Below are 22222 nucleotides of genomic sequence, written 5' to 3'. Positions count from 1 at the left end.
GTCGGAGGGCGCGGAACGGCCGCCGCGGAGGTGGCGTGAGGTGCCGCGATGGCGCGACGGGGTGGCGCGAGGTCTCCGGACTTGACGTGAGCGCCGTCACATCGGTGGTGCCAAAGGTCCGCAATCGCGGTCATTTTGCCCGGGAAAGTCCTGGTCGGCCTTGGCTGACCAGGACTTTTCGTGTTCTTTTCCTGACGCGGCGCCGCAATCCGGGTAGTGTCCGGCGATAGGTCATCGAAGAGCCGCGATTCCCGTTGCTCTCGCAGGTCAGGAGCCGTGAGGTTCCCCTGCGGCCGGTGCCCTGGGAACCAAACCAGTCATAGCTCAATCCCTTCCTTCCACACCCTGAGGTGAACGGCGTGGCTCTTCCGCCCCTTACCCCTGAACAGCGCACCGCCGCGCTCGCCAAGGCCGCCGAGGCTCGCCGGGAGCGCGCCGAGGTCAAGAATCGGCTCAAGCACTCCGGCGCCTCCCTGCACGAGGTGATCAAGGCCGGCAAGGCCGACAACGACGTGATCGGCAAGATGAAGGTCTCCGCGCTGCTGGAGTCCCTCCCCGGCGTGGGCAAGGTCCGCGCCAAGCAGATCATGGAGCGCCTCGGCATCAGCGAGAGCCGTCGTGTCCGTGGCCTCGGCACGAACCAGATCGCCTCCCTGGAGCGGGAGTTCGGCGGCGGTGCCGCCTGACCGTGCCCCGTGGTCCCGGGAGCGTCCGCGATCCGGGATAATCGGTGCATGAGTGAGCGTCCGCGGCTGACCGTGCTCTCCGGCCCCTCGGGGGTCGGCAAGAGCACGGTCGTCGCTCATATGAGGAAGCAGCACCCCGAAGTCTGGCTCTCGGTGTCGGCGACGACCCGCCACCCGAGGCCGGGCGAGCAGCACGGGGTCCAGTACCACTTCGTCGACAACGACGAGTTCGACAAGCTGATCGCCAACGGTGAGCTGCTGGAGTGGGCGGTGTTCGCGGGCAACCGCTACGGCACCCCGCGCCAGGCCGTGCTGGAGAAGCTGGAAGCCGGCGTGCCGGTCCTGCTGGAGATCGACCTGCAGGGTGCCCGCCAGGTGCGCGAGTCGATGCCCGAGGCACAGCTCGTCTTCCTGGCTCCGCCGAGCTGGGACGAGCTGGTCCGCCGGCTCACCGGCCGGGGCACCGAGCCGCAGGACGTGATCGCGAAGCGGCTGGAGGCGGCCACCGTCGAGCTGGCCGCCGAGCCGGAGTTCGACACGAGTCTTGTCAACACCTCGGTCGAGCAGGTAGCGGCCGAACTGCTAGCCTTGCTCGGTGTAGCCTGACCTGTCTGTCTTTTCCACCCTTTCGGAAGGTTCTAGCGTGTCCTCTTCGATGACCGCGCCCGAGGGCATCATCAACCCGCCGATCGATGAGCTGCTTGAGGCCACCGACTCCAAGTACAGCCTCGTGATCTACGCCGCCAAGCGCGCGCGCCAGATCAACGCGTACTACTCGCAGCTCGGTGAGGGCCTGCTGGAGTACGTCGGCCCGCTGGTCGACACCCACGTGCACGAGAAGCCGCTGTCGATCGCGCTGCGCGAGATCAACGCCGGCATGCTCACCGCCGAGGCGGTCGAGGCGGCCTGACCCGGTCCCCTCATGCTGTTCGAAGGGCCCGTCGGACTCGTTCCGGCGGGCCCTTCGGCGTTCCCGCGGCCGCGGGCCGGCCGGTGCCGCCGGCGGGCCCGCGGTGGGGCGGGGTCCTCCGCGCCGCCGTCCGGCGGGGGGCCGTAGGGTGAGCACGTCCCGAGCGAGGAGAGAGTGGGAAGCATGAGCGCGAGCACGGACCGGGCGGACGCCCCGCGCGTCGTCCTCGGCGTCAGTGGCGGCATCGCCGCCTACAAGGCGTGCGAGCTGCTGCGGCGGTTCACCGAATCCGGCCACCAGGTCACCGTGGTGCCCACCGAGGCCGCGCTGCACTTCGTCGGCGAGGCCACCTGGGCCGCGCTCTCCGGCCGGCCGGCCGCCACCGAGACCTGGGAGCGGGTCCACGAGGTGCCGCACGTGCGGATCGGGCAGAGCGCCGACCTCGTCGTGGTCGCCCCCGCGACCGCCGACCTGATGGCGAAGGCGGCCCACGGGCTGGCCGACGACCTGCTGACCAACACCCTGCTCACCGCGCGCTGCCCGGTCGTCCTGGCGCCCGCGATGCACACCGAGATGTGGGAGCACCCGGCGACCCGGGAGAACGTCGCCACGCTGCGCCGCCGGGGTGTCATCGTGCTGGAGCCCGCCGTCGGGCGGCTGACCGGCAAGGACACCGGCAAGGGGCGGCTGCCCGAGCCGTCCGCGATCTTCGACGCCTGCCGGGCGCTGCTGCGCCGGGGCGTCGCCGCCGCCGATCTGGCCGGCCGGCACGTGGTGGTCTCGGCGGGTGGCACCCGTGAGCCGCTGGACCCGGTGCGCTACCTCGGCAACCGCTCCTCCGGCAAGCAGGGCTACGCGCTCGCCGCGACCGCCGCCGCGCGCGGCGCCCGGGTGACGTTGCTCTCGGCCAACGCGGAGCTGCCCGACCCGGCCGGGGTGGACGTGGTGCACGTGTCCACCGCGCTGGAGCTGCGGGAGGCCGCGGCGAAGGCGGCGCAGGACGCCGACGCGGTGGTGATGGCCGCCGCGGTGGCCGATTTCCGACCGGCCGAGTACGCCGCCGGCAAGATCAAGAAGGTCGACGGGGTCGAGCCGGCGCCGGTCGCGCTGGTCCGCAACCCGGACATCCTGGCCGAGCTCTCGGCCCGCCGGCCCCGTTCGGGTCAACTGGTGGTGGGTTTCGCGGCGGAGACCGACGACGTGCTGGCGAACGGCCGCGCCAAGCTCGCGCGCAAGGGTTGTGACCTGCTGGTGGTGAACGAGGTCGGCAACGGCAAGGCGTTCGGTACGGACGTCAACGAGGCCGTGGTGCTGGGCTCGGACGGCAGTGAGACGGCCGTGCCGGTGGGCCCGAAGGAGGCGCTCGCCGACGTGGTCTGGGACCTGGTCGTGAAGCGGTGGCAACCGGTCGCCGACTGATCTCAAGAGGTGGGCATCCGGTCTCCTTTTCCGGAATCGAGTCCCGATAGCCGGTAGCTGACCGTTACACTCCAGGAATCAAGTCTTTCCGGATGTCCCCGGTTCGCCGGGGGCCTTCAGTCAGCAGCCGCTGCAACCCCAGGGAGCGCTGTGTCTCGCCGCCTGTTCACCTCGGAATCCGTGACCGAGGGACACCCCGACAAGATCGCTGACCAGATCAGCGACACGATCCTTGACGCTCTCCTGCGAGAGGACCCGACGTCCCGGGTCGCCGTGGAGACGCTCATCACCACCGGCCAGGTGCACGTGGCCGGCGAGGTGACCACCAAGGCGTACGCGCCGATCGCGCAGCTCGTCCGGGACAAGATCCTGGAGATCGGCTACGACAGCTCCAAGAAGGGCTTCGACGGCGCCTCCTGCGGCGTGTCGGTGTCCATCGGTGCCCAGTCGCCCGACATCGCACAGGGTGTCGACACGGCGTACGAGGCCCGGGTGGAGGGTGACGAGGACGACCTGGACAAGCAGGGCGCCGGTGACCAGGGCCTGATGTTCGGCTACGCGTCCGACGAGACGCCCGAGCTCATGCCGCTGCCGATCACGCTGGCCCACCGCCTCTCGCGTCGCCTCTCCGAGGTCCGCAAGAACGGGACCATCCCGTACCTGCGCCCCGACGGCAAGACCCAGGTCACCATCGAGTACGACGGCGACAAGGCCGTCCGCCTCGACACCGTGGTCGTCTCCTCGCAGCACGCGAGCGACATCGACCTCGACTCGCTGCTCACCCCGGACATCCGCGAGTTCGTCGTGGAGCCGGAGCTCAAGGCGCTCGCCGAGCAGGGCATCAAGCTGGTGACCGAGGGCTACCGCCTGCTGGTCAACCCGACCGGGCGTTTCGAGATCGGCGGCCCGATGGGCGACGCCGGCCTCACCGGCCGCAAGATCATCATCGACACCTACGGCGGCTTCGCCCGCCACGGCGGCGGCGCCTTCTCGGGCAAGGACCCGTCCAAGGTGGACCGCTCGGCCGCCTACGCGATGCGCTGGGTGGCGAAGAACATCGTCGCCGCCGGCCTCGCCAGCCGCGCCGAGGTGCAGGTCGCGTACGCGATCGGCAAGGCCGAGCCGGTCGGTCTCTTCGTGGAGACCTTCGGCACCGAGACGGTGCCGGTGCTCGCCATCCAGAAGGCCGTCACCGACGTGTTCGACCTCCGTCCGGCCGCGATCATCCGCGACCTGGACCTGCTCCGCCCGATCTACTCGCAGACCGCCGCGTACGGCCACTTCGGCCGTGAGCTGCCGGACTTCACCTGGGAGCGGACCGACCGGGTCGAGCAGCTGAAGAAGGCCGTGCAGGACTGACCCGCGGTCGGCTGATCGGATCGGACCGCAGGCGGCGGTCGCCCCGAACCGGGGGCGGCCGCCGCCTGCGGCGTTGTGGCGTGCGGTGCGGCGCGGGCGCCGTGGGCGTCCTGTCGGTGTGACCTGGTAGTACTGGGAGCGATGAGCAACACGCAGGGGAGTGACGAGGCCGGGGCGGCGCCGGAGCAGCTTGCCTTCATCCGGGACACCGTCCGCCGGGCCAAGCCCCGGACGTGGCACGGAGCCAAGCGGGCCGAGCACCTGCCAGTGGCCCGGGTGGTGGTGGACAAGGGCGTCCTGACCATCGACAAGTTCTTCGACTACGAGGTGCCCGCCGTGATGGCGCAGGACGCCCGGCCCGGCGTCCGGGTCCGGGTCCGGTTCGGGGCGCGGGTGGTGAGGGGCCAGCGCGAGGGCGGGGAACTGCACGACGGGTTCATCGTCGAGCGGCTGGAGAAGAGCGACTTCCCCGGTCCGCTGGCCCCGCTGGCCCAGGTGCTCTCGCCCGAACCGGTGCTCACCCCGCAGCTGCTGCGGCTCTGCCGCACCGTCGCCGACCGGTACGCGGGCACCCTGGCCGACGTCCTCCAGCTGGCCGTCCCGCCCCGGCACGCCAAGGCCGAGGCCGAGCCCTCGCCGCCGCCCCGGCCGCTGCCGCCGGCGCCGCAGCCCGGCGGCTGGTCCCGCTACCCCGCCGGGCCCGAGTTCCTCGCCTCGCTGGCCGCCGGCGGCCAGCCGCGCGCGGTCTGGACGGCGCTGCCCGGCCCCGGCTGGCCGTACGAGATCGCCCGGGCCGTCGCCGCCACGCTGGCGGGCGGGCGCGGCGCGCTGGTCGTCCTGCCGGAGGGCCGGTCGGTGGCGCGGGTGGACCAGGCGCTGACCGAGCTGCTGGGTGAGGGCATGCACGCGACCCTGGCGGCCGACCTCGGCCCCCGCGAGCGCTACCGGCGCTGGCTGACGGTGAGCCGCGGTGCGGTGCGCGCCGCCATCGGCACGCGCGCCGCCATGTTCGCGCCGGTGCACGACCTCGGGCTGGTGGTCGTCTGGTCGGACGGCGACGGCAGCCACAGCGATCCGCGCAGCCCGCACCCGCACGTGCGGGAGGTCGCGCTGCTGCGCGCCGCCGAGGAGGGCGCGGGCGTCCTGCTCGGCGGGCACGCCGTCACGGTCGAGGGCGCGCAGCTGGTCAGCACCGGCTGGGCCCGGCCGCTGGTGGCCGACCGGGAGACCGTCCGGCAGGTGGCGCCGAGGGTGCGCACCGTCACCGACCAGGACCAGCACCGGGACGCCGCCGCCCAGGCCGCCCGGCTGCCCTCGGTGGCCTGGGACGCGGCGCGGGAGGCGCTGGCGAGCGGCGGCCCGGTGCTCATCCAGGTGCCGCGCCGCGGCTACGTGCCCCGGCTGTCCTGCGGGAACTGCCGCGCCCCCGCGCGCTGCCGCCGGTGCGAGGGCCCACTGGAGTCGACGGCGGCCGACGCCCCGCTGCGGTGCGGGTGGTGCGGGGAGGGCGCGGCCGACTGGCACTGCCAGGAGTGCGGCTCGTTCCGGCTGCGGGCCCAGGTGATCGGTGCCCGGCGGACGGCGGAGGAGCTGGGCAAGGCCTTCCCGCGGATCCCGGTGCGGACCTCCGGGCGGGACGCGGTGCTGGCGACCGTCCCGGCGGAGCCCGCGCTGGTGATCTCCACCCCGGGGGCCGAGCCGGTGGTCGAGGGCGGCAGCGGCTACGCGGCCGCGCTGCTGCTGGACGGCTGGGCGCTGCTCGGCCGGCCGGACCTGCGGGCCGGGGAGGAGACGCTGCGGCTCTGGCTGACCGCCGCCGCGCTGGTCAAGCCGTCGACGGAGGGCGGCACGGTGGTCGTGGTGGCCGAGCCGACCGCGCGGCCGGTGCAGGCGCTGGTCCGCTGGGACCCGCTCGGCCACGCCGGGCTGGAGCTGGAGGAGCGGGCGCAGCTGCACTTCCCCCCGGTGTCGCGGATGGCCTCGGTCAGTGGCAGCCCGGCGGCGGTGGCGGATCTGCTCGGGCTGATCCGGCTGCCCTCCGAGGCGGATGTGCTGGGGCCCGTGCCGGGGCCCGCGCTGCGGGGGGAGGAACAGGAGCGGGCGCTGCTGCGGGTGCCGCCGGGGCAGGGCGCGGCGCTGGCGGCGGCGCTGAAGGCGGCGCAGATCGCGCGGATCGCGCTGCGGACGCCGGAGGCGGTGAAGGTGCGGATCGATCCGACGGACATCGGCTGAGGCGGCCGGTGCGGTGGTCCGGGGCGGTGTTCCGTGCGGTGGTCCGGGGCGGGCCGGACGGTGGTCGGAGGGGCCGTGCGGGGGCGCGGAGGGTGTGCGCGGGCCGGCGGGCCGGGCTTCGGCCCGAGGGCCCGTGCGGTGCGGCGCGCTCGGCCGGACCGCACGGACCCCTGGGGGCTCAGCCGCGCAGGGGGATGCCGGGGCGGTCCAGCGGGCCCCGGTCGCGGGTAGGGCGGTCGTGTCCGGACCGCTCCAGCACGGCCCGGTCCAGGGTGCTGCGGTCCAGGCCGCCCTGGCGGGCCGCGGGGACGGTCGCGGCCAGTCCGGTCGGGGCGGGCGCGGCGGCCGGCACCTCCTCGGAGCGGTCCGGCCGGGTCGGTCCCGGCACCCCCGGGGCGCCGCCGGCCGCCATCCCGCCGGCCGCCAGCAGCTCGCTGGTCGGCCGGCGCATCCCGTAGCGCCGGTGCACCGCCTGCTTGGTGACCCCGAGAGCCGAGCCCACCGAGTCCCAGGAGAAGCCCAGCGCGCGGTCGAACTCGACCGCCGCCGCCACCAGCGTCTCCACGCTCTCGCGCAGCTCCTGCGCCAGCCGCACCGTCGGCGCGGGCGCCCGCCCGTACACCACGAAGCCGGCCGAGGTGCTGGGGCGGCGCGGACGGTAGACGTTGCCCAACTGGGCGGTCAGCGTCCGCAGCGCGTCGACCTGCCGCCGCACCCGCTCGATGTCCCGCACCAGCAGGTGCAGGCTCGCCCGCGCCCGGGCGTCGTGATTGATCTGCTCGGCCATGGCCTACGTGCCACCTTCCGTACGGTTCAGCTCGGCCGGAACGCGGTGTCCCGCGCGTCCCGGCCCCGGTCAATCTCACTTGACCAACGCCGGACCGGCCGCCGGGGTCACGCAGCCGGGCCGACTCGGGATATGCCAGAACACGATGCCGAGGGCCGAAGACCTGCGCGGCAGCGGGCCGGAGGGGCGGGCGGCGCCCCGATCCGATTGCATAGAATCGGCCGGTGGCCGGCTCGTGCGCGGGCCCGCGCCCGGTGCGTCCGGGGGGCCGGGCGCGCGAACGCCCGCGTCCTGAACGCCTGAACCTCTGTACGCCCGCAGTCCTGTACGCCCGCAGTCCTCTACGCCCACATGCCCGAACGCCCAGATACCCGAACCCCGAACTCCCGACGGACAGGAGCCCGTACGCCGTGGCGATCCAGCCGATCCGCATCTTCGGAGACCCCGTCCTGCGGGCGACCGCCAAGCCGGTGACCACCTTCGACAAGGAACTGCGCACCCTCGTCCGGGACCTCACCGAGACCATGCTCGACGCCCCCGGCGCCGGCCTGGCCGCTCCCCAACTCGGGGTCTCCCTCAGGGTGTTCACCTATCACGTGGACGGCGTCACCGGTCACCTGATCAACCCCGACCTGTCGCTGACCGAGGAGGAGCAGGACGGCCCCGAGGGCTGCCTCTCGCTGCCCGGCCTGCGGTACGACACCAAGCGCGCGTACGGCGTGGTCGCCAAGGGCTTCACCATGTACGGCGATCCGATCACCGTCGAGGGCACCCAGCTGCTCGCCCGCTGCATCCAGCACGAGACCGACCACCTCGACGGCATCATCTTCATCGACCGCCTCGACCGCGAGCGGCGCAAGGAAGCGCTGAAGGCGATCCGCGAGGCGGACTGGGGAGAGGGCCCCGCGCCCGTCGTCCGGGTCTCCCCGCACAGCACCTTCGGCTCCGCGCGCTGACCGCCGCCGGCCCGCCCCTGCTACTACCGAATTCCCCTTACCAGAAAGGCACTTGATGCGCCTCGTGTTCGCCGGCACCCCCGAGGTCGCCGTTCCCGCCCTGGACGCCCTGCTCGCCTCCGACCGGCACGAGGTCGTCGCGGTGGTCACCCGCCCCGACGCCCCCGCCGGACGCGGCCGCAAGCTGGTCGCCAGCCCCGTCGCCCAGCGCGCCGAGGAGGCCGGGATCGAGGTCCTCAAGCCGGCGAAGCCCAGCGACCCGGAGTTCATCGCGCGCCTCACCGAACTCGCCCCCGACTGCTGCCCGGTGGTCGCGTACGGCGCGCTGCTGCGCCCCGGCGCGCTGGAGATCCCCGCGCACGGCTGGGTCAACCTGCACTTCTCGCTGCTCCCGGCCTGGCGCGGCGCCGCACCCGTGCAGCACGCGGTGCTGGCCGGCGACGAGGTCACCGGCGCGTCCACCTTCCTGATCGAGCAGGGCCTCGACTCCGGCCCGGTCTTCGGCGTCATCACCGAGGAGATCCGCCCGACCGACACCAGCGGCGAGCTGCTCGACCGCCTCGCGCACTCCGGCGCCCGCCTGCTGGCCGCCACCATGGACGGCATCGCCGACGGCTCCCTCTACGCCGTCCCGCAGCCGGCCGAGGGCATCACGCTCGCGCCGAAGATCAACGTCGAGGACGCCCGGATCGACTGGGCCCACCCCGCGCTGCGGATCGACCGGGTGGTGCGCGGCTGCGCGCCCGCCCCCGGTGCCTGGACGCTCTTCCGCGGTGAGCGGCTCAAGGTCTCCGGCCCGGTGAAGCTGGTGACGGACGCCGCCGCACTCACCCCCGGTGAGCTGGCCGTCGGCAAGAACAGCGTCCGCGTCGGCACCGGCAGCCACGAGATCGAGCTCGGGGAGGTGCAGCCGCAGGGCAAGAAGCCGATGCGTGCCGCCGACTGGGCCCGGGGGGCGCGGATCGAGTCCGGCGAGCGCTTCGAGGACGCCGCGAGCTGACACCGCGAGCCGGCACCGGAGCCGGCACCGCCCGGGACAGCCGCACCGCCGGGCCCGGCCCGGTCACGACCGGTCACGACTGGTCACGGCCGGGCCGGGCGGGCGGCGCACGGGGGTGTACCTTCAAACAGGTACCCCTCGGGGACCACCGTTCGTTCGATAACCACCGCAGCACTTTGAGGCACCTGTGAGCACACCCAGCGCCGGCCGCGCGCCCCGTCCGCACCGTCGTCCCAAGAAGGACCCGGCGCGCATCGTCGCCTTCCGCGCCCTGAGGGCCGTCGACGAGCGCGACGCCTACGCCAACCTGATCCTGCCCTCGCTGCTGCGCGAAGCCGAGCAGAAGGGCATGGACCGGCGCGACGCCGCCCTCGCCACCGAGCTGGTCTACGGCACCCTGCGCCTGCAGGGCACCTACGACGCGGTCATCGCCGCCTGTATCGACCGCCCGCTGAGCAAGGTCGACCCGCCGGTCCTGGACGTCCTGTCGCTCGGCGCCCACCAGCTGCTCACCACCCGCATCCCCAGCCACGCCGCCGTGTCGGCCACCGTCGAGCTGGCCCGGGTGGTCCTCGGCGACGGCAAGGCCAAGTTCGTCAACGCCGTCCTGCGCCGGATCAGCGCCCACGACCTGGACACCTGGATCGGCAAGGTCGCCCCGGCCTACGAGAAGGACGCCGAGGACCACCTCGCCGTCGTCCACTCGCACCCGCGCTGGGTCGTCGCGGCCCTCTGGGACTCGCTCGGCCGCTGGCAGCCGGACGCCTCCGGCCGCACCGCGATCGAGGAGCTGCTGCGCGCCGACAACGAGCGGCCCGAGGTCACCCTGGTCGCCCGCCCGGGCCGGATCGCCGTGGCCGACCTCGCCGACGCCCTGCCCGAGGCCGAGCCCGGCCGCTGGTCCCCGTTCGCGCTCCGGCTCGCCGAGGGCGGCGACCCGGGCACGCTCCCCGCCGTCCAGGACAACCGCGCCGGTGTCCAGGACGAGGGCAGCCAGCTGGTCGCGCTCGCGCTGGCCGCGGCACCGCTCGACGGCCCGGACCGGCTCTGGCTGGACGGCTGCGCCGGCCCCGGCGGCAAGGCCGCACTGCTCGCCGCCCTGGCCGCCGAGCGCGGCGCCGCCCTGGTGGCCAGCGAGAAGCAGCCGCACCGGGCCCGGCTGGTCGCCCGCGCGCTGGAGGGCAACCCCGGCCCGTACACCGTGATCGCCGCCGACGGCACCCGCCCCGCCTGGCGGGCCGACGGCTTCGACCGGGTGCTCGTGGACGTCCCCTGCTCCGGCCTCGGCGCGCTGCGCCGCCGTCCGGAGGCGCGCTGGCGCCGCCGGCCGCAGGACATGGCCGCCTTCGGCCCGCTCCAGCGCGACCTGCTGCGCGGGGCCATCGACGCCACCCGGGTCGGCGGGGTCGTCGGCTACGCGACCTGCTCGCCGCACCTCGCCGAGACCCGGGCCGTCGTGGACGACGTGCTGCGCGAGCAGGTCGGCCGGGTGGAGTGGATCGACGCCCGCCCGCTGCTGCCCGGGGTCCCGGCCCTGGGCGACGGCCCGGACGTCCAGCTCTGGCCGCACCTGCACGGCACGGACGCGATGTACCTGGCGCTGCTGCGCCGCACCGCCTGACGCACCGGGTGCCGGAGGGGCGTCCGGGCCGGCCGTCGGGGGAGATCCCCGGTGGTGGCCCGGACGCCCCTCGTCGTCGCCGGGGGCGGTTCCCTGTGGACGGGTGTCCGGCGGTCAGGTGTGTCGCGGGTGGCTCGACGACGTTCCGGACAGGTGCTCGGGCCCCGGCCAGCGGCCTCGCAGGGGACGGTAGTCGATCACGGTGACGCCCTGTTCGGTGAGGAGTTCACGGGCCCGTGGCGAGGTGAGGAACTCGTAGTCGGTGCGGCGGACGCGCCAACCGTCGTCGGCCGCCCGCGCGTTCGGGCCGCCGAGGCCCGGGTGGACGGCCCACTCGCTGAGGCCGGGTGGCAGTTCGGCCAGCAGGCGGGCGTACCGGGCCGCCTTGCCGTCGAGGTCCAGGGAGAAGCTGTCCAGGAAGCCGTGGTCGATCACCGGCAGGCCGCGGCGGCGGGCCTCGCGCAGGCCGGGTGCGAGCCAGACCCGGACGGCCAGGCCGTACTCCGCGCCGAGGGCGAGGGCGAGTTGGAGGAGGTCCGGGCGCCCGCCGTCGGCCAGGCAGTGGAAGTCCAGGTGCGTCGGCTGGAGGCCGGTGCGGGCCACGGCGTCGATCTGGGCGCGGAACTCGCGCTCGACCTCCTCGGTCCGGGCGCGCGCCAGGAGTCGGGCACGCCCGTCCGGCGTCGGCGCGAACAGCTCGCCGGCGTCGTCGAGCAGCGAGGGCACCAGCTGCTTCGGGGCCAGTGGGCCCCAGCGGTGGCGGGCGGCCTCGCAGACCATCGTGAGGTGGATGCCGAACGGCATCTCGGGCCGCTCGTGGAGCAGTTGGAGGGCCTGAGCCGCTGCGGGAGCGGGCAGCATGACACTGCACGACGAGGCGATGCCCCGCTCGACGGAGTCGATCACCGCCGCGTTGACGTCCTCGTCCAGGCCGAAGTCGTCGCAGTTGACGATCAGCACCCGGGCGCCGGGGTCGAAGCCGAGCAGCTCGCTCGACAGGCGCGGCGTGTGCTGGTGGGGCCCGGTGGTGTCCATGCCCGCAGTGTCCCCGGCGGCGATCGGGTGCGCACGGCGTTTTCGGGCGGGCGGGCGCGGGCGGGCGCGGGCGGAGCACCTGGAGGGGGCCCTGGGGCGACGGGGTCGGCTGGATGTTCCCGGGTGCAGAATCCGGCGGTGGGGTGCGGTGGATCGGTGCATTGCTCCGGATGTAGTCGGATCAGCGCTCCGGTTGACGGTCCGTTCGATCCTTCGGGACGTTCCTCCCGGCCCTCGGCTTCAGGGCGCTGCTCTCAAGGCTGCTGATCTCATCGATTTCTGACCTGCCGTTCGATGATGTGGGCGAGGTCGGCTGCTCACCGTGCTGGGATGGGTGTCGCCGAGCACCTGCTCGCGCTGGGCGAGGGTGGTTTCCAGGAGGGGGATGGCTCGGTCGAGGTCGCCGGTGCGCCGCTCGGGGTGGTGCCGCTCGGCCCTCGCCGCCGGTGCGCCGGTCGGGGGCACCGCTCGGGGCGCGGTCACCGGTCCGGGGTGGTGAGCGGCCGGTCGGTGAGGCCGGTGCCGCCGAGGCGGGTGGTCAGGCCGGCGAACAGGGCGATGTCGTCCGGGTTCCAGGAGGGCGCGGCGAACACCTCGTCGGCGACGCGTTCCGCCGTGGCGCGCATGTCCCGGAGCAGGGTGCGGCCGGTGTCGGTGAGCGCCGCGTAGGCGACCCGGGCGTCCCGGGCGTCCGGCTCGCGGGTCACCAGGCCGATGCGCTCCAGCGGGGCGAGCCCCCGGGTGACGCCGGAGGCGGTGAGGCCGAGCGCCTCGGCGAGGTCCACCCGGCGCATCCGGCCGCCGGGTGCCTGGCCCAGCCGCAGCAGCAGGGTGAAATCGGCCAGGCTGACGCCGTGCAGCCCGCTCAGGCTCGCGTCGAACCGGCGCACCAGGGCCGCCTGGGCCCGGACCAGGCGCAGGGCCGCGTCCAGTGTGGAACTCATTGCCACCTCCTTGACTGCTCAAGTATAGCTGCGGACTGAGCCGCCGAGGAGGTGGCGGAGCGGGGGGTGCGGGATCAGGCGGTGCGGGCGGCGCGGCGTTGGCGCTTGCCCACCGCCGCCAGGGAGAGGTCCTCGGCCTGGGAACGGAGGTTCTTGTAGCCGTAGCCGCGTTCGTCGAGCCAGGCCCGGGCCGCCTCCTCGGCGCGTTCGGCGGCCGCCAGGATGTCCTCCTCGGCCTCGCCCGAGTCCAGGAAGCGGAAGGTGAAGGCGGGCCGGGCGGCGAGTTCGTAGCTGAGATGGCCCTCGGGCGTGAACGACGCGTAGAGGACGTCGTGTTCGCGGGCGCGGGCGAGGAGTTCGGCGTGCTGGTCGGCGCCGAGGCCGTCGAAGGAGCCGCGGACGGTGACGCGGAAGGTACGAGTGGTCATCCCTCGACCCTAGCCAGCGGGGTCGGTCCGGTTCCACCGCGTTTTCGCCAGCGACCCCGGTCGGGGCGGGGTGCCGGACGCGGGCCGGGCCCCTGCCCGGGCGACCGGGTGGGGCCCGACAGGGGCTCGGGGGGCGGGGCTCAGGCCTCGCGCAGGGCGGGCCCGTCGGGTGCGGCACTGTGGGGCACGGCGCCGTCGGGCGCCGTCCCGCCGGCCCCGGGCGCGGCCGGCTCCTCGGCGCTCTCCGCGCCGTCCGTCCCGGCCAGGGCCGGCCAGCGGATCCGGGTGGCGCAGAGCGAGACGACGGCGGCGGACGCGGCCACCGCGGCCATGCCCCAGACCAGGCTGCTCGCGTTGGCGATGAAGCCGATCACCGCCGGTCCGGCCAGCAGGCCGGTCGTCCCGGTGGCGGCGACCAGCGCCAGCGCGTCCGAGCCCTGGCGGGCCGCGGCCACGTAGATGCAGGGCGTCACGGCCGCGACGCCCAGCCCCACGCAGGCGAACCCGAGGAGCGTCGGCACCACGCCGCCGGCCAGCAGGGCGAGCGCCAGGCCGGTGCCGGCGAGCAGACTGCCGAACCGGACGATCCGTCCGTCGCCGAAGCGGGTGCGCCAGCCGTCGGCGAAGATCCGGGCCGTGACCATCATGACCGAGACGACCGCGATGCCCAGCGGTGCCAGTTCGGGCGAGGCGTCGACGACGTCCTTCAGGTAGAGGGCGGACCAGTCGTTCATGGCGCCCTCGGTGACGGTGCCGAACACCATCGCCAGGCCCATCCAGACCGTCACCCGGGAGGGCAGGCTCAACCCGCGCCGCTTCCGCGGCGTCTGCGGCTCCGCGTTCTCCGGCGACTCCTCCCCGGTCGTCCGGTCGTCCGTCAGCATGCCGGTCTGGGCCAGCCCGAGCAGCAGCAGGAGGACGACGGCGGCCAGGCCGAAGTGCGCGGAGAGGGTGGTGGTGAAGGCGCTGACGCCGGAGGCGAGCAGGGCCGCGAGCAGCGAGCCGGCGCTGAAGGTGGCGTGCAGCCTGGACATCGCGGTCCGCCGGTACCGCACCTCCAGGGCGGCGCCCTGCGCGTTCATCGCGACGTTGAGGCAGCCGACGGCGACGCCGTCGAAGCAGGCGACGGCCAGGGTCACCGGGTAGTTCGGCGCCACGGTCAGGCCGAGCAGGACCAGGCCCAGGGCGACCGCCGACAGGGTGGCGAGCAGCCGGGAACCCAGCCGCTTCATCAGCACCGCGACCAGCGGGAAGGACACCGCCGCGCCCACGCCGCAGACCATCAGCAGCAGGCCCAGTTCGGCCTCGCTCAGGTCGAGCCGGCTCTTGAGCGCGGGCAGGCGGGAGACCCAGGTCGCGTACTGGAAGCCGAGGAAGCAGAACAGTGCCGCGATGGCCAGCTGTGCTCGGCGGTAGTCGTCGCGGAGGCGGAACGTGTTCATCGGACCACTTCGTCTTTCAGGGGCGACCCGGGGAGCGGATCGCCGGGGTGCTGCGGCGCCCCGGTGCGCGCCGCGGGGAGCGGGGCCGGGGGGAGGGGAACCGCCTGGAGGGGAGCCGCCGGGGGGAAGGGTGCCGCCCGGACGGGGGCAGGGGGGAGCGGAGCGGTGCCGGGCGGGCCCGGCCGCAGGGGCATGGACATGTACACCGCCTGCGCGCCGTAGCTCGCCGGGAGTTCGACCGACCGGTCGGCGCGGTACCCCAGCGGGGCCCAGAAGGCCTCGCTGCCCAGGACGGCCACCAGGGAGATGGTCTCGAACCGCCGCACCCGCGCGGTTTCGGTGAGGTGGGCGAGCACCAGGCGCGCCAGCCCCCGGCCGCGCGACTCCTCGGCGATCACGAGGTCGTGCAGGTGGATGTTGGTCGACCGGGCGCCGGACGCCTCCGCCCGGCTCAGGTCCGGGCACCGGTGGCGCGGGTAGGGCAGGGCGAGCAGGTAGCCGCCGACCCGCCCCCGGTGCTCCACGGCGAAGCAGGTGGCCGGCGAGACCCGGGCCCTGGACTCCAGCGCCGCCCGCCCCTCGGACAGGCCGCTCGCGCCGTAGGTCCGGGCCTCCAGCGCCACGACCTCGTCCCAGTCCCCGGCGGCCAGCAGCCGGACGCGGACGCCCTCGGCGGTCTCCCCGGCCGTCATGCGGCACCTCCCGCGGAGGCGGCGGCGCCGACGCAGGTGTACGGGAGCGGCGCGAACCCGTTGAACCCCTGCGTCGTGTAGGCCGTGGAGTAGGCGCCGCAGGAGAAGATCCAGACCGGATCGCCGGAGGCGACGGCCGCCGGCACCGCGACGAGGCCCTCCTCGTCGGCGTACGCGTCGTCGCTGTCGCAGGTCGGGCCCGCGACGACGGCCGGCACGTACCCGGCGTCGGGGGCGGCCGGGCCCGGGTGGGAGGGGAACTCCATCCGGTACTGCAACTCGTCCATCTCGTACAGCCCGTTGAACTTGCCGCAGCCCAGGAAGAGCCAGCGCGCGCGCCCGCCGTCGAGCTGCTCCCGGGAGGTCAGCCGGGCCACGTGGGTCCGGATGGCGCCGTGGTCCGCGACCAGGTGGCGCCCCGGCTCCAGGAGGAACTCCAGGGGCGAGGCCGACACCTCCCGGAGCTGCTGGACGCCCTCCCGGATGACGGCGAACATCTTGTCCACCGGCGGATCGAGCGGCCGCCCCCGCTTGTCGAGGACGCCCAGGGCGGGCAGCCCGCCGCCGAGGTTGACGTGGTCCAGCAGGATTCCCCGCGCGTCCAGCGCCTCGATCACGGCGGCGAGCGAGTCCACCGCGCTCTGCCAGGCGTCGGAGGTCATCTGCTGCGACCCGACGTGGACGGACAGGCCGGACGGGGTCAGCCCCGCCGCGCGCGCCGCCTCCAGGGCCAGGACGGCGTCCGCGGCCGAGCAGCCGAACTTGCGGCTCAGGCCCCAGAGCGCGCCGTCCCCGGTGGTCGCGACCCGGCAGAACACCCGGGCGCCGGGGGCGTGGACGGCGATCGCCGCCACGTCCTCCAGGCTGTCCGTCGCGAAGTCCCGGACACCGAGCCGGTAGGCCTCGGCGATGTTGCGGTCGGACTTGATGGTGTTGCCGTAGTGGATCCGCTCGACCGGGACGCCGGTGCGCAGCGCCTGGACGATCTCCTGCGGGCCGGCCGCGTCGAAGCCGGCGCCGAGGTCCGCCAGGCGGGCGAGAACCTCGTCCACCGGGCACGCCTTCATGGCGAACCGGACGGCGATGCCCGGCAGTTCGCGGAGCAGCGCGGTGTACTGGCCCTCGATCCCGTCCAGGTCGTAGAAGATCCGGTCGTCGGTCGCGGCCGCCAGGGCGGCGCGCAGGGAACTGTTCTCAGACATCGTCGATCACTCCAGGCCCGGCCGGCGGGCCGACAGCTCGGGGCCGGCGGCCTCGCACGCCCGCACCAGCGGGCCCCAAGCCTCGATCAGCAGGGCGAAGTCCTCGGTGTCCGCCTGTGCCTCGTCGAGCAGGCGGTCCCGCAGGGGGGCCAGGTGGTCGGCGAACTCGGCGTACCTGCCGCCGAGTCGCCGGTAGGAGCGGTCGAGGACGGCGAGCCGGCGGACGTTCTCCGCGCGGTCCGTCCCGATGCTGCGCCGCACCGAGTCGGCGATGACGGGGACCCGCAGGCGGTGCTCGTCGTCGAGCAGCGCGCCGCCCGCCGCCTCCATGTCGGAGTACACCGGGTAGAGGTAGAGCATGGAGAGCAGGAACTTGGTGAACCGCAGCTGGTAGGCGGTGAATCCGGGGCCCGTCCGCCGCTCGGGGGTGTAGTAGTTCACGATGTGCCGGTTGTGCACCACCCCGGGCAGGGTGGCGTCGCGCACCACGTGCAGCAGGAAGTAGTCGCTGCCGATGGTGTCGGTCGCGGACGGCAACGGGAGGCGCTCGTACACCTCGTGGTCGAAGGCGACGTTGCACAGGTCGACCCGGAAGATGTCCGGGAGGTCCAGCACGGCGCGGTCCCGGGTGAACGGCTCGGTGCCGCCGCCGGTGAAGGAGTCGTCGACCAGCTCCTGACGCTCCCGCGCCGAAGCCCCGGTCGGTGCCCAGAGGCCGACGACCTCGTCGTACACGGCCTGGTCCAGCCCGCGGATCTCGCCGATGTCGACGGACAGTTCACCGATGAAGGAGCCGCCGACCAGGGACACCGGCTTCCCGGCGTGCGCCGGGTCCAGCGCGTTCTCGGTGACGCCGGCCACCACGTCGGCCGCGCGCCTCCCGAGGGACAGCAGCTCGTGGTGGATCGGGAAGACCGGCCGGCCGTCCAGGACCTGGTAGCCGCCGTCCGAGTCCCGGCGGTGGACGGAGCGGCAGCCGAGGGCGGCCGCGATCAGGAACGCCCGGTTGGTGCAGGCGCCGTAGGAGACGGCGTCCGGGAGCATCAGATCGAGCACCCGTGCCGGCTCGGCGACCCCCGAGGCGTCGATCACCCGCCGCAGGAACTCCCGCTGCCGGGCCTCGTCGAGATGGTGCACGACCACGCCCGCCGCCGGCGGCAGCGCGGCCACGGCCTTGGCGTGCAGGGCGAACGTCGACCCGTCGGAGGAGTCCAGGACCAGCAGGTGCACCTCGACGCCGAACTGCCCGGCGGCGTACACCGCCTCCTCGCCGATCGACGCGATGGTGTCGGCGCACGCCCGGTTGGTGGGGAGGGTCAGGCACACCCTGCCCCCGTCGGCGGCCCGGCTCACGCGTCGCCGTCCCGGCCGCCGTGCCAGGACTCCAGCCCCAGCAGCTTCGCGCCGAGGTCGCTGAGACCGGCCTTGCCGTAGCGCAGCGACTCGTGCTTGCGCGGGTCGCCGACCAGCGTCCTGTTCCACGTCGGGGTGGAGAGGTCGCGCCAGGAGGCGATCCGCGAGGCCTTCAGCTCCTCGTGCTCCTCCAGCGCCGGCATCATCGAGAGGTACTGGACGGCCCGGACACCCCGGTCGGAGGTGTTGCGGGCCACCCCGTGGGCGAGCATGCCGTTCCAGATCAGCAGGTCACCGGCGTTCAGCTCCGGCCGGACCACCGGGAATTCCGCGCGGTCGATGTCGGGCCGGATCGGGTCGCGGTCGGCCGGCTGGGCGGCCTGCCACTGGTTGAAGCGCCGGAACAGCTCGGGGTCGCACTGGAAGCCGCCGTGGTCCGGCCGGGTGTCGTTCAGCGCGATGATCCCCTGGACGCGCTGCGGCAGGGTGCCGAGCGTGGTGTCGACGTCCCAGTGCAACTCGATGTCGAAGCCCTTGTCCGTGGGCTCGATCAGCGCGCGGTCCCGGTTCCCGGTGTTCGGCGGGTTGAGGTTGAGCCGGTCCAGCGTCACCCAGAGCTCTTCGCAGTCCCAGACGTCGACGAACGCGTCGTAGACCCGCTGCGCCTGGCGGCTGTCCCAGATCAGCTGGTGCTGATAGGCCTCGACGAAGCCGTAGATGTACAGGTGCTGGGCCAGCTCGTCGGCGAACTCCCGCTCCTCGTACCAGGTTTCGGGCCGCTCCCGGTCGAGCCCCTGGAAGTCCCAGGCGAAGTCCAGCAGACGCTCCGCCGCCTCGGCGGGGATCGCCTCCCGGACGACGACATAGCCGTACGTCTGCCAGAAGGTGTAGTCCTCCTCGGAGAGCACCCGCAGGGGTCGCGACTTCTCGATGTCCTTCAACGGCGTCCTGGCGAGGTAGGTCTCGCCGTCGTTGCTGAAGTACGGGGTGTCGGAGGCGGCCCGGTACAGGTATCCGTCAGGCTTCGGCATGCAATCACTCCAGGAGTCGGGAAACAACCGCGGCCGGGTCGAACCGTCGGGTCACGGACGGCTCGTCGTCCCGTCCGCTCCGCTGCTCCCGTGCCGTTCCGCGTACGGGGACACCGCCGCGGGGCGGGCGTCGCAGGACGGCCGACCGGCGGCAACGGGTGCTCGGGCACGGACGGTTCGGGCGCAGTGGCCACGAACGGCCGGCGGGGACGGCTGCGGGGAGAGCGCGGCCGAAGGCGCCGGTCGGGGTGAGGGTGAAGGTGGAAGCGAGGGTGAGGGTGGGTGCGCGGGTGGAGGGCGCACTGGTGGAGGGGCTGAGGGTGCGGGGTGTGAGGGCGCGGAGCGCGCTGGTGGAGGGTGTGCTGGGCGGGTGATCGGGCTGTCGGGCGAAGGGGTGCGGGTGGCACGGAGGTTGCGGTTCTGGCGGTTCCCGGCGGCGCTCACTGCTCGCGCGGTTCCTGCGGGATCGATCGGCCCGATGGGGCCGTCGGGGCGTTCGGGTCCATGGACGGACCGCCCGTTTCCCGCCGGGGCAAGGCCGGGATTCCTTCCTCCTTTTGTGCTCGGAGCCCTGTGCGGGTCGTTGACTCCCTCGGTGGACACGCGGTGGAGACGACCAACTCGCGTGTCCGGCAAGGGGCCTCGCCAGGGCTTCCCACCTCGTCGAACTTTCTTTCCCCTACGGTGGACTAGACCAACTTGTGGTGTCAACCCTTGTCCGCGAGAGCGTGGATGACGCCGCGGCGATCGGCCGGACCTGCGGTGACCAGCGCGGGAGCGGCCGGCGCGGCGCGGTCGGCAGCGACTGCCCGAAGGGGCCGGCTTGGTTGCCCTTTGGGGCAGGAGGGTGTGGAGGGGTCCGGTCGGTGCCGGTGCCGGTGCTCGTGTCGATGCCGGCGGAGCCGGCCGTCGGTTTTGTCGAGCCTCGGGGGCGGTGGTCGGTTCTGGCTCTCGTTCTGGCTCTCGCTCTGGCTCCGGTTCCGGGCTCCGGCTTCGCCTTCGGCCGACGGGGACTAGCGGGCGCGGTCGGCCGCGGGCCGGGCGGCGGCGGGAGCGGCGTCCGTCAGGGAGGCCCAGGCGGTGTCCCGGCCCTGCTGTGCCGTCCAGGCCAGCAGGAGCCGCAGGGCGTCCTCGGACGGACTCCCGGGCTCGGGCGCGTAGGTGATCAGCGCCTGGGTCGGGTCGTCGGCGGCGCGCAGGGTCTCATAGGCCAGTTCGAGCGTGCCGACGACCGGGTGATGGAACCGCTTGACCCCGGACGTCTTGTCCCGCACCGGATGCTCGGCCCACCAGCCGCGGAACTCGCCGCTCTTCACGGCGAGTTCGCCGATCAGCTCGCGCAGCCTCGGATCCTCGGGCCGGCGGCCCGCCTCCATGCTCAGGTAGGCCACGTTGCCGCGCGCGCACGCCTCCCAATCCGCGTACAGGGAGCGGGACTCGGGGTTCAGGAAGGTGATCCTGGCGATGTTGCGCGCGGCGGGTTCCAGGGTGTCGAAATCGCCGAGCAGTGCGCTCGCCGCCCGGTTCCAGGCCAGGACGTCCATCCGCTGCCCCATCACCAGGGCCGGCAGCTCCGGCAGGGACCGGAGCAAGGTCGCCAGCATCGGCCGGACGCGCTGCGGCCGCGCCGCCCCCGGTGCGGCCCGCCGTGCTCCGGCGGCCGGGCGGGCGATCCGGTGCAGATGCCTGGTCTCCTGCTCCTCCAGCCGCAGGGCACGGGCCAGCGAGTCGAGCACCGCGGGCGAGGCGTTGCGGACCCGCCCCTGTTCCATGCGGGTGTAGTAGTCGACGCTGACGCCGGCGAGTTCGGCGACCTCCTCGCGGCGCAGGCCCGCGACCCGGCGCCGGCTGCCCGCGCCGGGCAGGCCGACCTCCTGGGGCAGCAGCCGGGCGCGGCGGGAACGCAGGAAGTCGCTGAGGGCGGTCGGGGAACTCATGCCCCGATTCTGACCGCTGTGCCTCCGCTGTGCCTGGCCCTGCCAGGACCAGGCACAGCGGAGGGCGCGGGGGTGGGTCGGAGGTCGGTCACCGGGTGGGGTCGGTCACCCGGGACGGTTTCCAGCGGCCCCGTGGCCTCAGCGGTCGGCGACGCGCAGGACGATCTTGCCCTGGAGGTGCCCCTGTTCGGCGTGGCGGTGCGCGGCCGCCGCCTCCCGCAGGGGGAAGACGCGGTCGATGCCGACCCGGACCTTCCCGGTGTCGAGCAGCTCCGCCAGGGCGGCGAGATCGGAGCCGCTCGAACGGACCTGCCACATGCCGTCGTTGATCGTGATGCCGAGTGCGGCGGCCCGTTCGCGGTGGTACTCGCCGAGGAAGACGGGAGCGATCCGGCCGCCGCGTCGGACGGTCGGCAGGAGCCGGTGGGCTTCGGGGCCGCCGACGGTGTCGATCAGCAGATCGGCGTCGCGGACGACCTCCTCGGCGGGGGTGCGGGTGTAGTCGACGAAGCGGTCCACGCCGAGGCCGCGCAGGAACTCCTCGTGGCGGCCGGAGGCGACGCCGATCACCTCCTCCGCGCCGGCCGCCTTGACGAGTTGGACGGCGAAGTGGCCGACGCCGCCGGCGGCGCCGTTGACCAGGACGGTGCGGCCGGGCCGGGATCGCAGGTGCTCGAAGACGAACTGATAGGCGGTCAGCCCGGCCATCGGGACGGCGGCGGCCTCGATGTGCCCGAGGCTCCGCGGCCTGCCGGCCAGGTGGGTGGCGGGCGCGACGGCGTACTCGGCGTAACCCGAGGGAAGGCCGGGGAAGTTGACCAGTCCGAAGACCTCGTCCCCGGGCTGCCAGGTGGTGACGCCCTCGCCGAGCGCCGCGACCACGCCCGAGATGTCGCTGCCCAGGATCAGCGGCGGCGCCCAGGTGGGCCGCAGTCGAACCGGGAAGTTCACGAAACCGCGGCGCGCGTACCAGTCGGGCGGGTTGATGCCCGCCGCGTGGACGCGCACCAGTACCTCGCCCGGCCCGGGTGCGGGTCGGGGCACCTCCTCGTACACCAGCTCCTCGGGCTCGCCGAAGGCGTGCAGCCGGACGGCGCGCATCGTTGCCGTGCCCATGTTTCTCCCCATTCACCGGGCCGACCGCTCCGGGTAGAATCCGGAGCGCTGCTCCGGAAAGGAAACCGGAGC

At 74.0% G+C, this 22222-nt stretch carries 20 protein-coding genes; 9 read left to right on the top strand and 11 right to left on the bottom strand.

Going from position 1 to position 22222, the window contains the following annotated elements; all coding sequences use genetic code 11:
* The first annotated feature begins 359 nt into the window (after positions 1-359).
* The 6 genes from mihF to ACIQTO_RS13340 all read left to right on the top strand — a co-directional run bounded on the left by mihF (position 360) and on the right by ACIQTO_RS13340 (position 6606).
* A complete protein-coding gene (mihF, locus tag ACIQTO_RS13365) occupies positions 360-686 on the top strand; it encodes an integration host factor, actinobacterial type (RefSeq protein ID WP_030056187.1) in 327 nt (108 codons plus the stop codon).
* A gap of 48 nt (positions 687-734) precedes the next feature.
* Positions 735-1292, top strand: a complete 558-nt coding sequence (gmk, locus tag ACIQTO_RS13360; RefSeq protein ID WP_402387162.1) for a guanylate kinase — start codon at positions 735-737, stop codon at positions 1290-1292.
* 37 nt (positions 1293-1329) lie between these two features.
* Positions 1330-1596, top strand: coding sequence for a DNA-directed RNA polymerase subunit omega (gene rpoZ / locus ACIQTO_RS13355; protein WP_030056185.1), 267 nt, complete (start codon positions 1330-1332; stop codon positions 1594-1596).
* Between the two features lie 183 nt (positions 1597-1779).
* Positions 1780-3015, top strand: a complete 1236-nt coding sequence (gene coaBC / locus ACIQTO_RS13350; RefSeq protein ID WP_402387159.1) for a bifunctional phosphopantothenoylcysteine decarboxylase/phosphopantothenate--cysteine ligase CoaBC — start codon at positions 1780-1782, stop codon at positions 3013-3015.
* A 150-nt stretch (positions 3016-3165) separates the two neighbouring features.
* Positions 3166-4374 (top strand): methionine adenosyltransferase, encoded by a 1209-nt coding sequence (gene metK / locus ACIQTO_RS13345; RefSeq protein ID WP_402387156.1) that lies wholly within the window; start codon positions 3166-3168, stop codon positions 4372-4374.
* 141 nt (positions 4375-4515) lie between these two features.
* The gene (locus tag ACIQTO_RS13340) at positions 4516-6606 is read left to right on the top strand and encodes a primosomal protein N' (RefSeq protein WP_402387153.1); all 2091 of its coding nucleotides are present in this window, start codon (positions 4516-4518) and stop codon (positions 6604-6606) included.
* 178 nt (positions 6607-6784) lie between these two features.
* Here ACIQTO_RS13340 and ACIQTO_RS13335 read toward each other — a convergent pair whose 3' ends face one another.
* Positions 6785-7393 carry a hypothetical protein gene (locus ACIQTO_RS13335; protein ID WP_402387150.1) on the bottom strand — a complete coding sequence of 203 codons (609 nt, stop codon included), beginning with the start codon at positions 7391-7393 and terminating at the stop codon, positions 6785-6787.
* A 410-nt stretch (positions 7394-7803) separates the two neighbouring features.
* On the opposite strand from ACIQTO_RS13335, the gene def reads away from it, so the two are divergent.
* The 3 genes from def (at position 7804) to ACIQTO_RS13320 (ending at position 10970) form a co-directional block, all read left to right on the top strand.
* Positions 7804-8349 carry a peptide deformylase gene (gene def / locus ACIQTO_RS13330; RefSeq protein ID WP_402387147.1) on the top strand — a complete coding sequence of 182 codons (546 nt, stop codon included), beginning with the start codon at positions 7804-7806 and terminating at the stop codon, positions 8347-8349.
* A gap of 55 nt (positions 8350-8404) precedes the next feature.
* Positions 8405-9349 carry a methionyl-tRNA formyltransferase gene (gene fmt, locus ACIQTO_RS13325; RefSeq protein ID WP_402387145.1) on the top strand — a complete coding sequence of 315 codons (945 nt, stop codon included), beginning with the start codon at positions 8405-8407 and terminating at the stop codon, positions 9347-9349.
* A gap of 187 nt (positions 9350-9536) precedes the next feature.
* Positions 9537-10970, top strand: coding sequence for an RsmB/NOP family class I SAM-dependent RNA methyltransferase (locus tag ACIQTO_RS13320; protein ID WP_402387142.1), 1434 nt, complete (start codon positions 9537-9539; stop codon positions 10968-10970).
* 114 nt (positions 10971-11084) lie between these two features.
* On the opposite strand, the gene ACIQTO_RS13315 is transcribed toward ACIQTO_RS13320, so the two are convergent.
* From ACIQTO_RS13315 to ACIQTO_RS13270, 10 genes are all read right to left on the bottom strand, one after another.
* The gene (locus tag ACIQTO_RS13315) at positions 11085-12005 is read right to left on the bottom strand and encodes a ChbG/HpnK family deacetylase (RefSeq protein WP_402387139.1); all 921 of its coding nucleotides are present in this window, start codon (positions 12003-12005) and stop codon (positions 11085-11087) included.
* A 479-nt stretch (positions 12006-12484) separates the two neighbouring features.
* A complete protein-coding gene (locus tag ACIQTO_RS13310) occupies positions 12485-12949 on the bottom strand; it encodes a MarR family winged helix-turn-helix transcriptional regulator (protein WP_402387136.1) in 465 nt (154 codons plus the stop codon).
* A gap of 74 nt (positions 12950-13023) precedes the next feature.
* Positions 13024-13377, bottom strand: a complete 354-nt coding sequence (locus tag ACIQTO_RS13305) for a DUF6204 family protein (RefSeq protein ID WP_402387133.1) — start codon at positions 13375-13377, stop codon at positions 13024-13026.
* Positions 13378-13517: 140 nt separating this feature from the next.
* Positions 13518-14819: an MFS transporter gene (locus ACIQTO_RS13300; protein WP_402387130.1), complete on the bottom strand. Its 1302-nt coding sequence runs from the start codon at positions 14817-14819 to the stop codon at positions 13518-13520.
* The gene (locus ACIQTO_RS13295) at positions 14816-15511 is read right to left on the bottom strand and encodes a GNAT family N-acetyltransferase (protein WP_402387127.1); all 696 of its coding nucleotides are present in this window, start codon (positions 15509-15511) and stop codon (positions 14816-14818) included. The genes ACIQTO_RS13300 and ACIQTO_RS13295 overlap by 4 nt, the downstream gene beginning before the upstream one ends.
* Positions 15508-16713 (bottom strand): type III PLP-dependent enzyme, encoded by a 1206-nt coding sequence (locus ACIQTO_RS13290; RefSeq protein WP_402387124.1) that lies wholly within the window; start codon positions 16711-16713, stop codon positions 15508-15510. Before ACIQTO_RS13290 ends, ACIQTO_RS13295 begins: the two co-directional genes overlap by 4 nt.
* A 6-nt stretch (positions 16714-16719) precedes the next feature.
* A complete protein-coding gene (locus ACIQTO_RS13285; protein ID WP_402387121.1) occupies positions 16720-18039 on the bottom strand; it encodes a DUF6271 family protein in 1320 nt (439 codons plus the stop codon).
* Positions 18040-18062: 23 nt separating this feature from the next.
* Entirely contained in the window at positions 18063-19097 is a 1035-nt protein-coding gene (locus ACIQTO_RS13280) for a phytanoyl-CoA dioxygenase family protein (RefSeq protein ID WP_402387118.1), read from the bottom strand.
* Positions 19098-20110: 1013 nt separating this feature from the next.
* Positions 20111-21034, bottom strand: a complete 924-nt coding sequence (locus ACIQTO_RS13275; RefSeq protein WP_402387115.1) for a helix-turn-helix transcriptional regulator — start codon at positions 21032-21034, stop codon at positions 20111-20113.
* A gap of 138 nt (positions 21035-21172) precedes the next feature.
* Entirely contained in the window at positions 21173-22150 is a 978-nt protein-coding gene (locus ACIQTO_RS13270) for an NADP-dependent oxidoreductase (RefSeq protein WP_402387112.1), read from the bottom strand.
* Between the last annotated feature and the right edge of the window lie 72 nt (positions 22151-22222).

Source organism: Kitasatospora sp. NPDC091207, from assembly GCF_044768625.1.
Taxonomy (GTDB): Bacteria; Actinomycetota; Actinomycetes; order Streptomycetales; family Streptomycetaceae; genus Kitasatospora.
This window is presented reverse-complemented; position numbering and strand designations above follow the sequence as displayed.

What these genes read in the sequence shown, in the direction of transcription:
- ACIQTO_RS13305 (WP_402387133.1), bottom strand. Translation starts at nt 13,377, where the DNA reads ATGACCACTCGTACCTTCCGCGTCACCGTCCGCGGCTCCTTCGACGGC.
- ACIQTO_RS13275 (WP_402387115.1), bottom strand. Translation starts at nt 21,034, where the DNA reads ATGAGTTCCCCGACCGCCCTCAGCGACTTCCTGCGTTCCCGCCGCGCC.
- ACIQTO_RS13300 (WP_402387130.1), bottom strand. Translation starts at nt 14,819, where the DNA reads ATGAACACGTTCCGCCTCCGCGACGACTACCGCCGAGCACAGCTGGCC.
- ACIQTO_RS13335 (WP_402387150.1), bottom strand. Translation starts at nt 7,393, where the DNA reads ATGGCCGAGCAGATCAATCACGACGCCCGGGCGCGGGCGAGCCTGCAC.
- fmt (WP_402387145.1), top strand. Translation starts at nt 8,405, where the DNA reads ATGCGCCTCGTGTTCGCCGGCACCCCCGAGGTCGCCGTTCCCGCCCTG.
- ACIQTO_RS13315 (WP_402387139.1), bottom strand. Translation starts at nt 12,005, where the DNA reads ATGGACACCACCGGGCCCCACCAGCACACGCCGCGCCTGTCGAGCGAG.
- coaBC (WP_402387159.1), top strand. Translation starts at nt 1,780, where the DNA reads ATGAGCGCGAGCACGGACCGGGCGGACGCCCCGCGCGTCGTCCTCGGC.
- ACIQTO_RS13270 (WP_402387112.1), bottom strand. Translation starts at nt 22,150, where the DNA reads ATGGGCACGGCAACGATGCGCGCCGTCCGGCTGCACGCCTTCGGCGAG.
- gmk (WP_402387162.1), top strand. Translation starts at nt 735, where the DNA reads ATGAGTGAGCGTCCGCGGCTGACCGTGCTCTCCGGCCCCTCGGGGGTC.
- ACIQTO_RS13280 (WP_402387118.1), bottom strand. Translation starts at nt 19,097, where the DNA reads ATGCCGAAGCCTGACGGATACCTGTACCGGGCCGCCTCCGACACCCCG.
- ACIQTO_RS13340 (WP_402387153.1), top strand. Translation starts at nt 4,516, where the DNA reads ATGAGCAACACGCAGGGGAGTGACGAGGCCGGGGCGGCGCCGGAGCAG.
- ACIQTO_RS13310 (WP_402387136.1), bottom strand. Translation starts at nt 12,949, where the DNA reads ATGAGTTCCACACTGGACGCGGCCCTGCGCCTGGTCCGGGCCCAGGCG.
- ACIQTO_RS13290 (WP_402387124.1), bottom strand. Translation starts at nt 16,713, where the DNA reads ATGTCTGAGAACAGTTCCCTGCGCGCCGCCCTGGCGGCCGCGACCGAC.
- ACIQTO_RS13295 (WP_402387127.1), bottom strand. Translation starts at nt 15,511, where the DNA reads ATGACGGCCGGGGAGACCGCCGAGGGCGTCCGCGTCCGGCTGCTGGCC.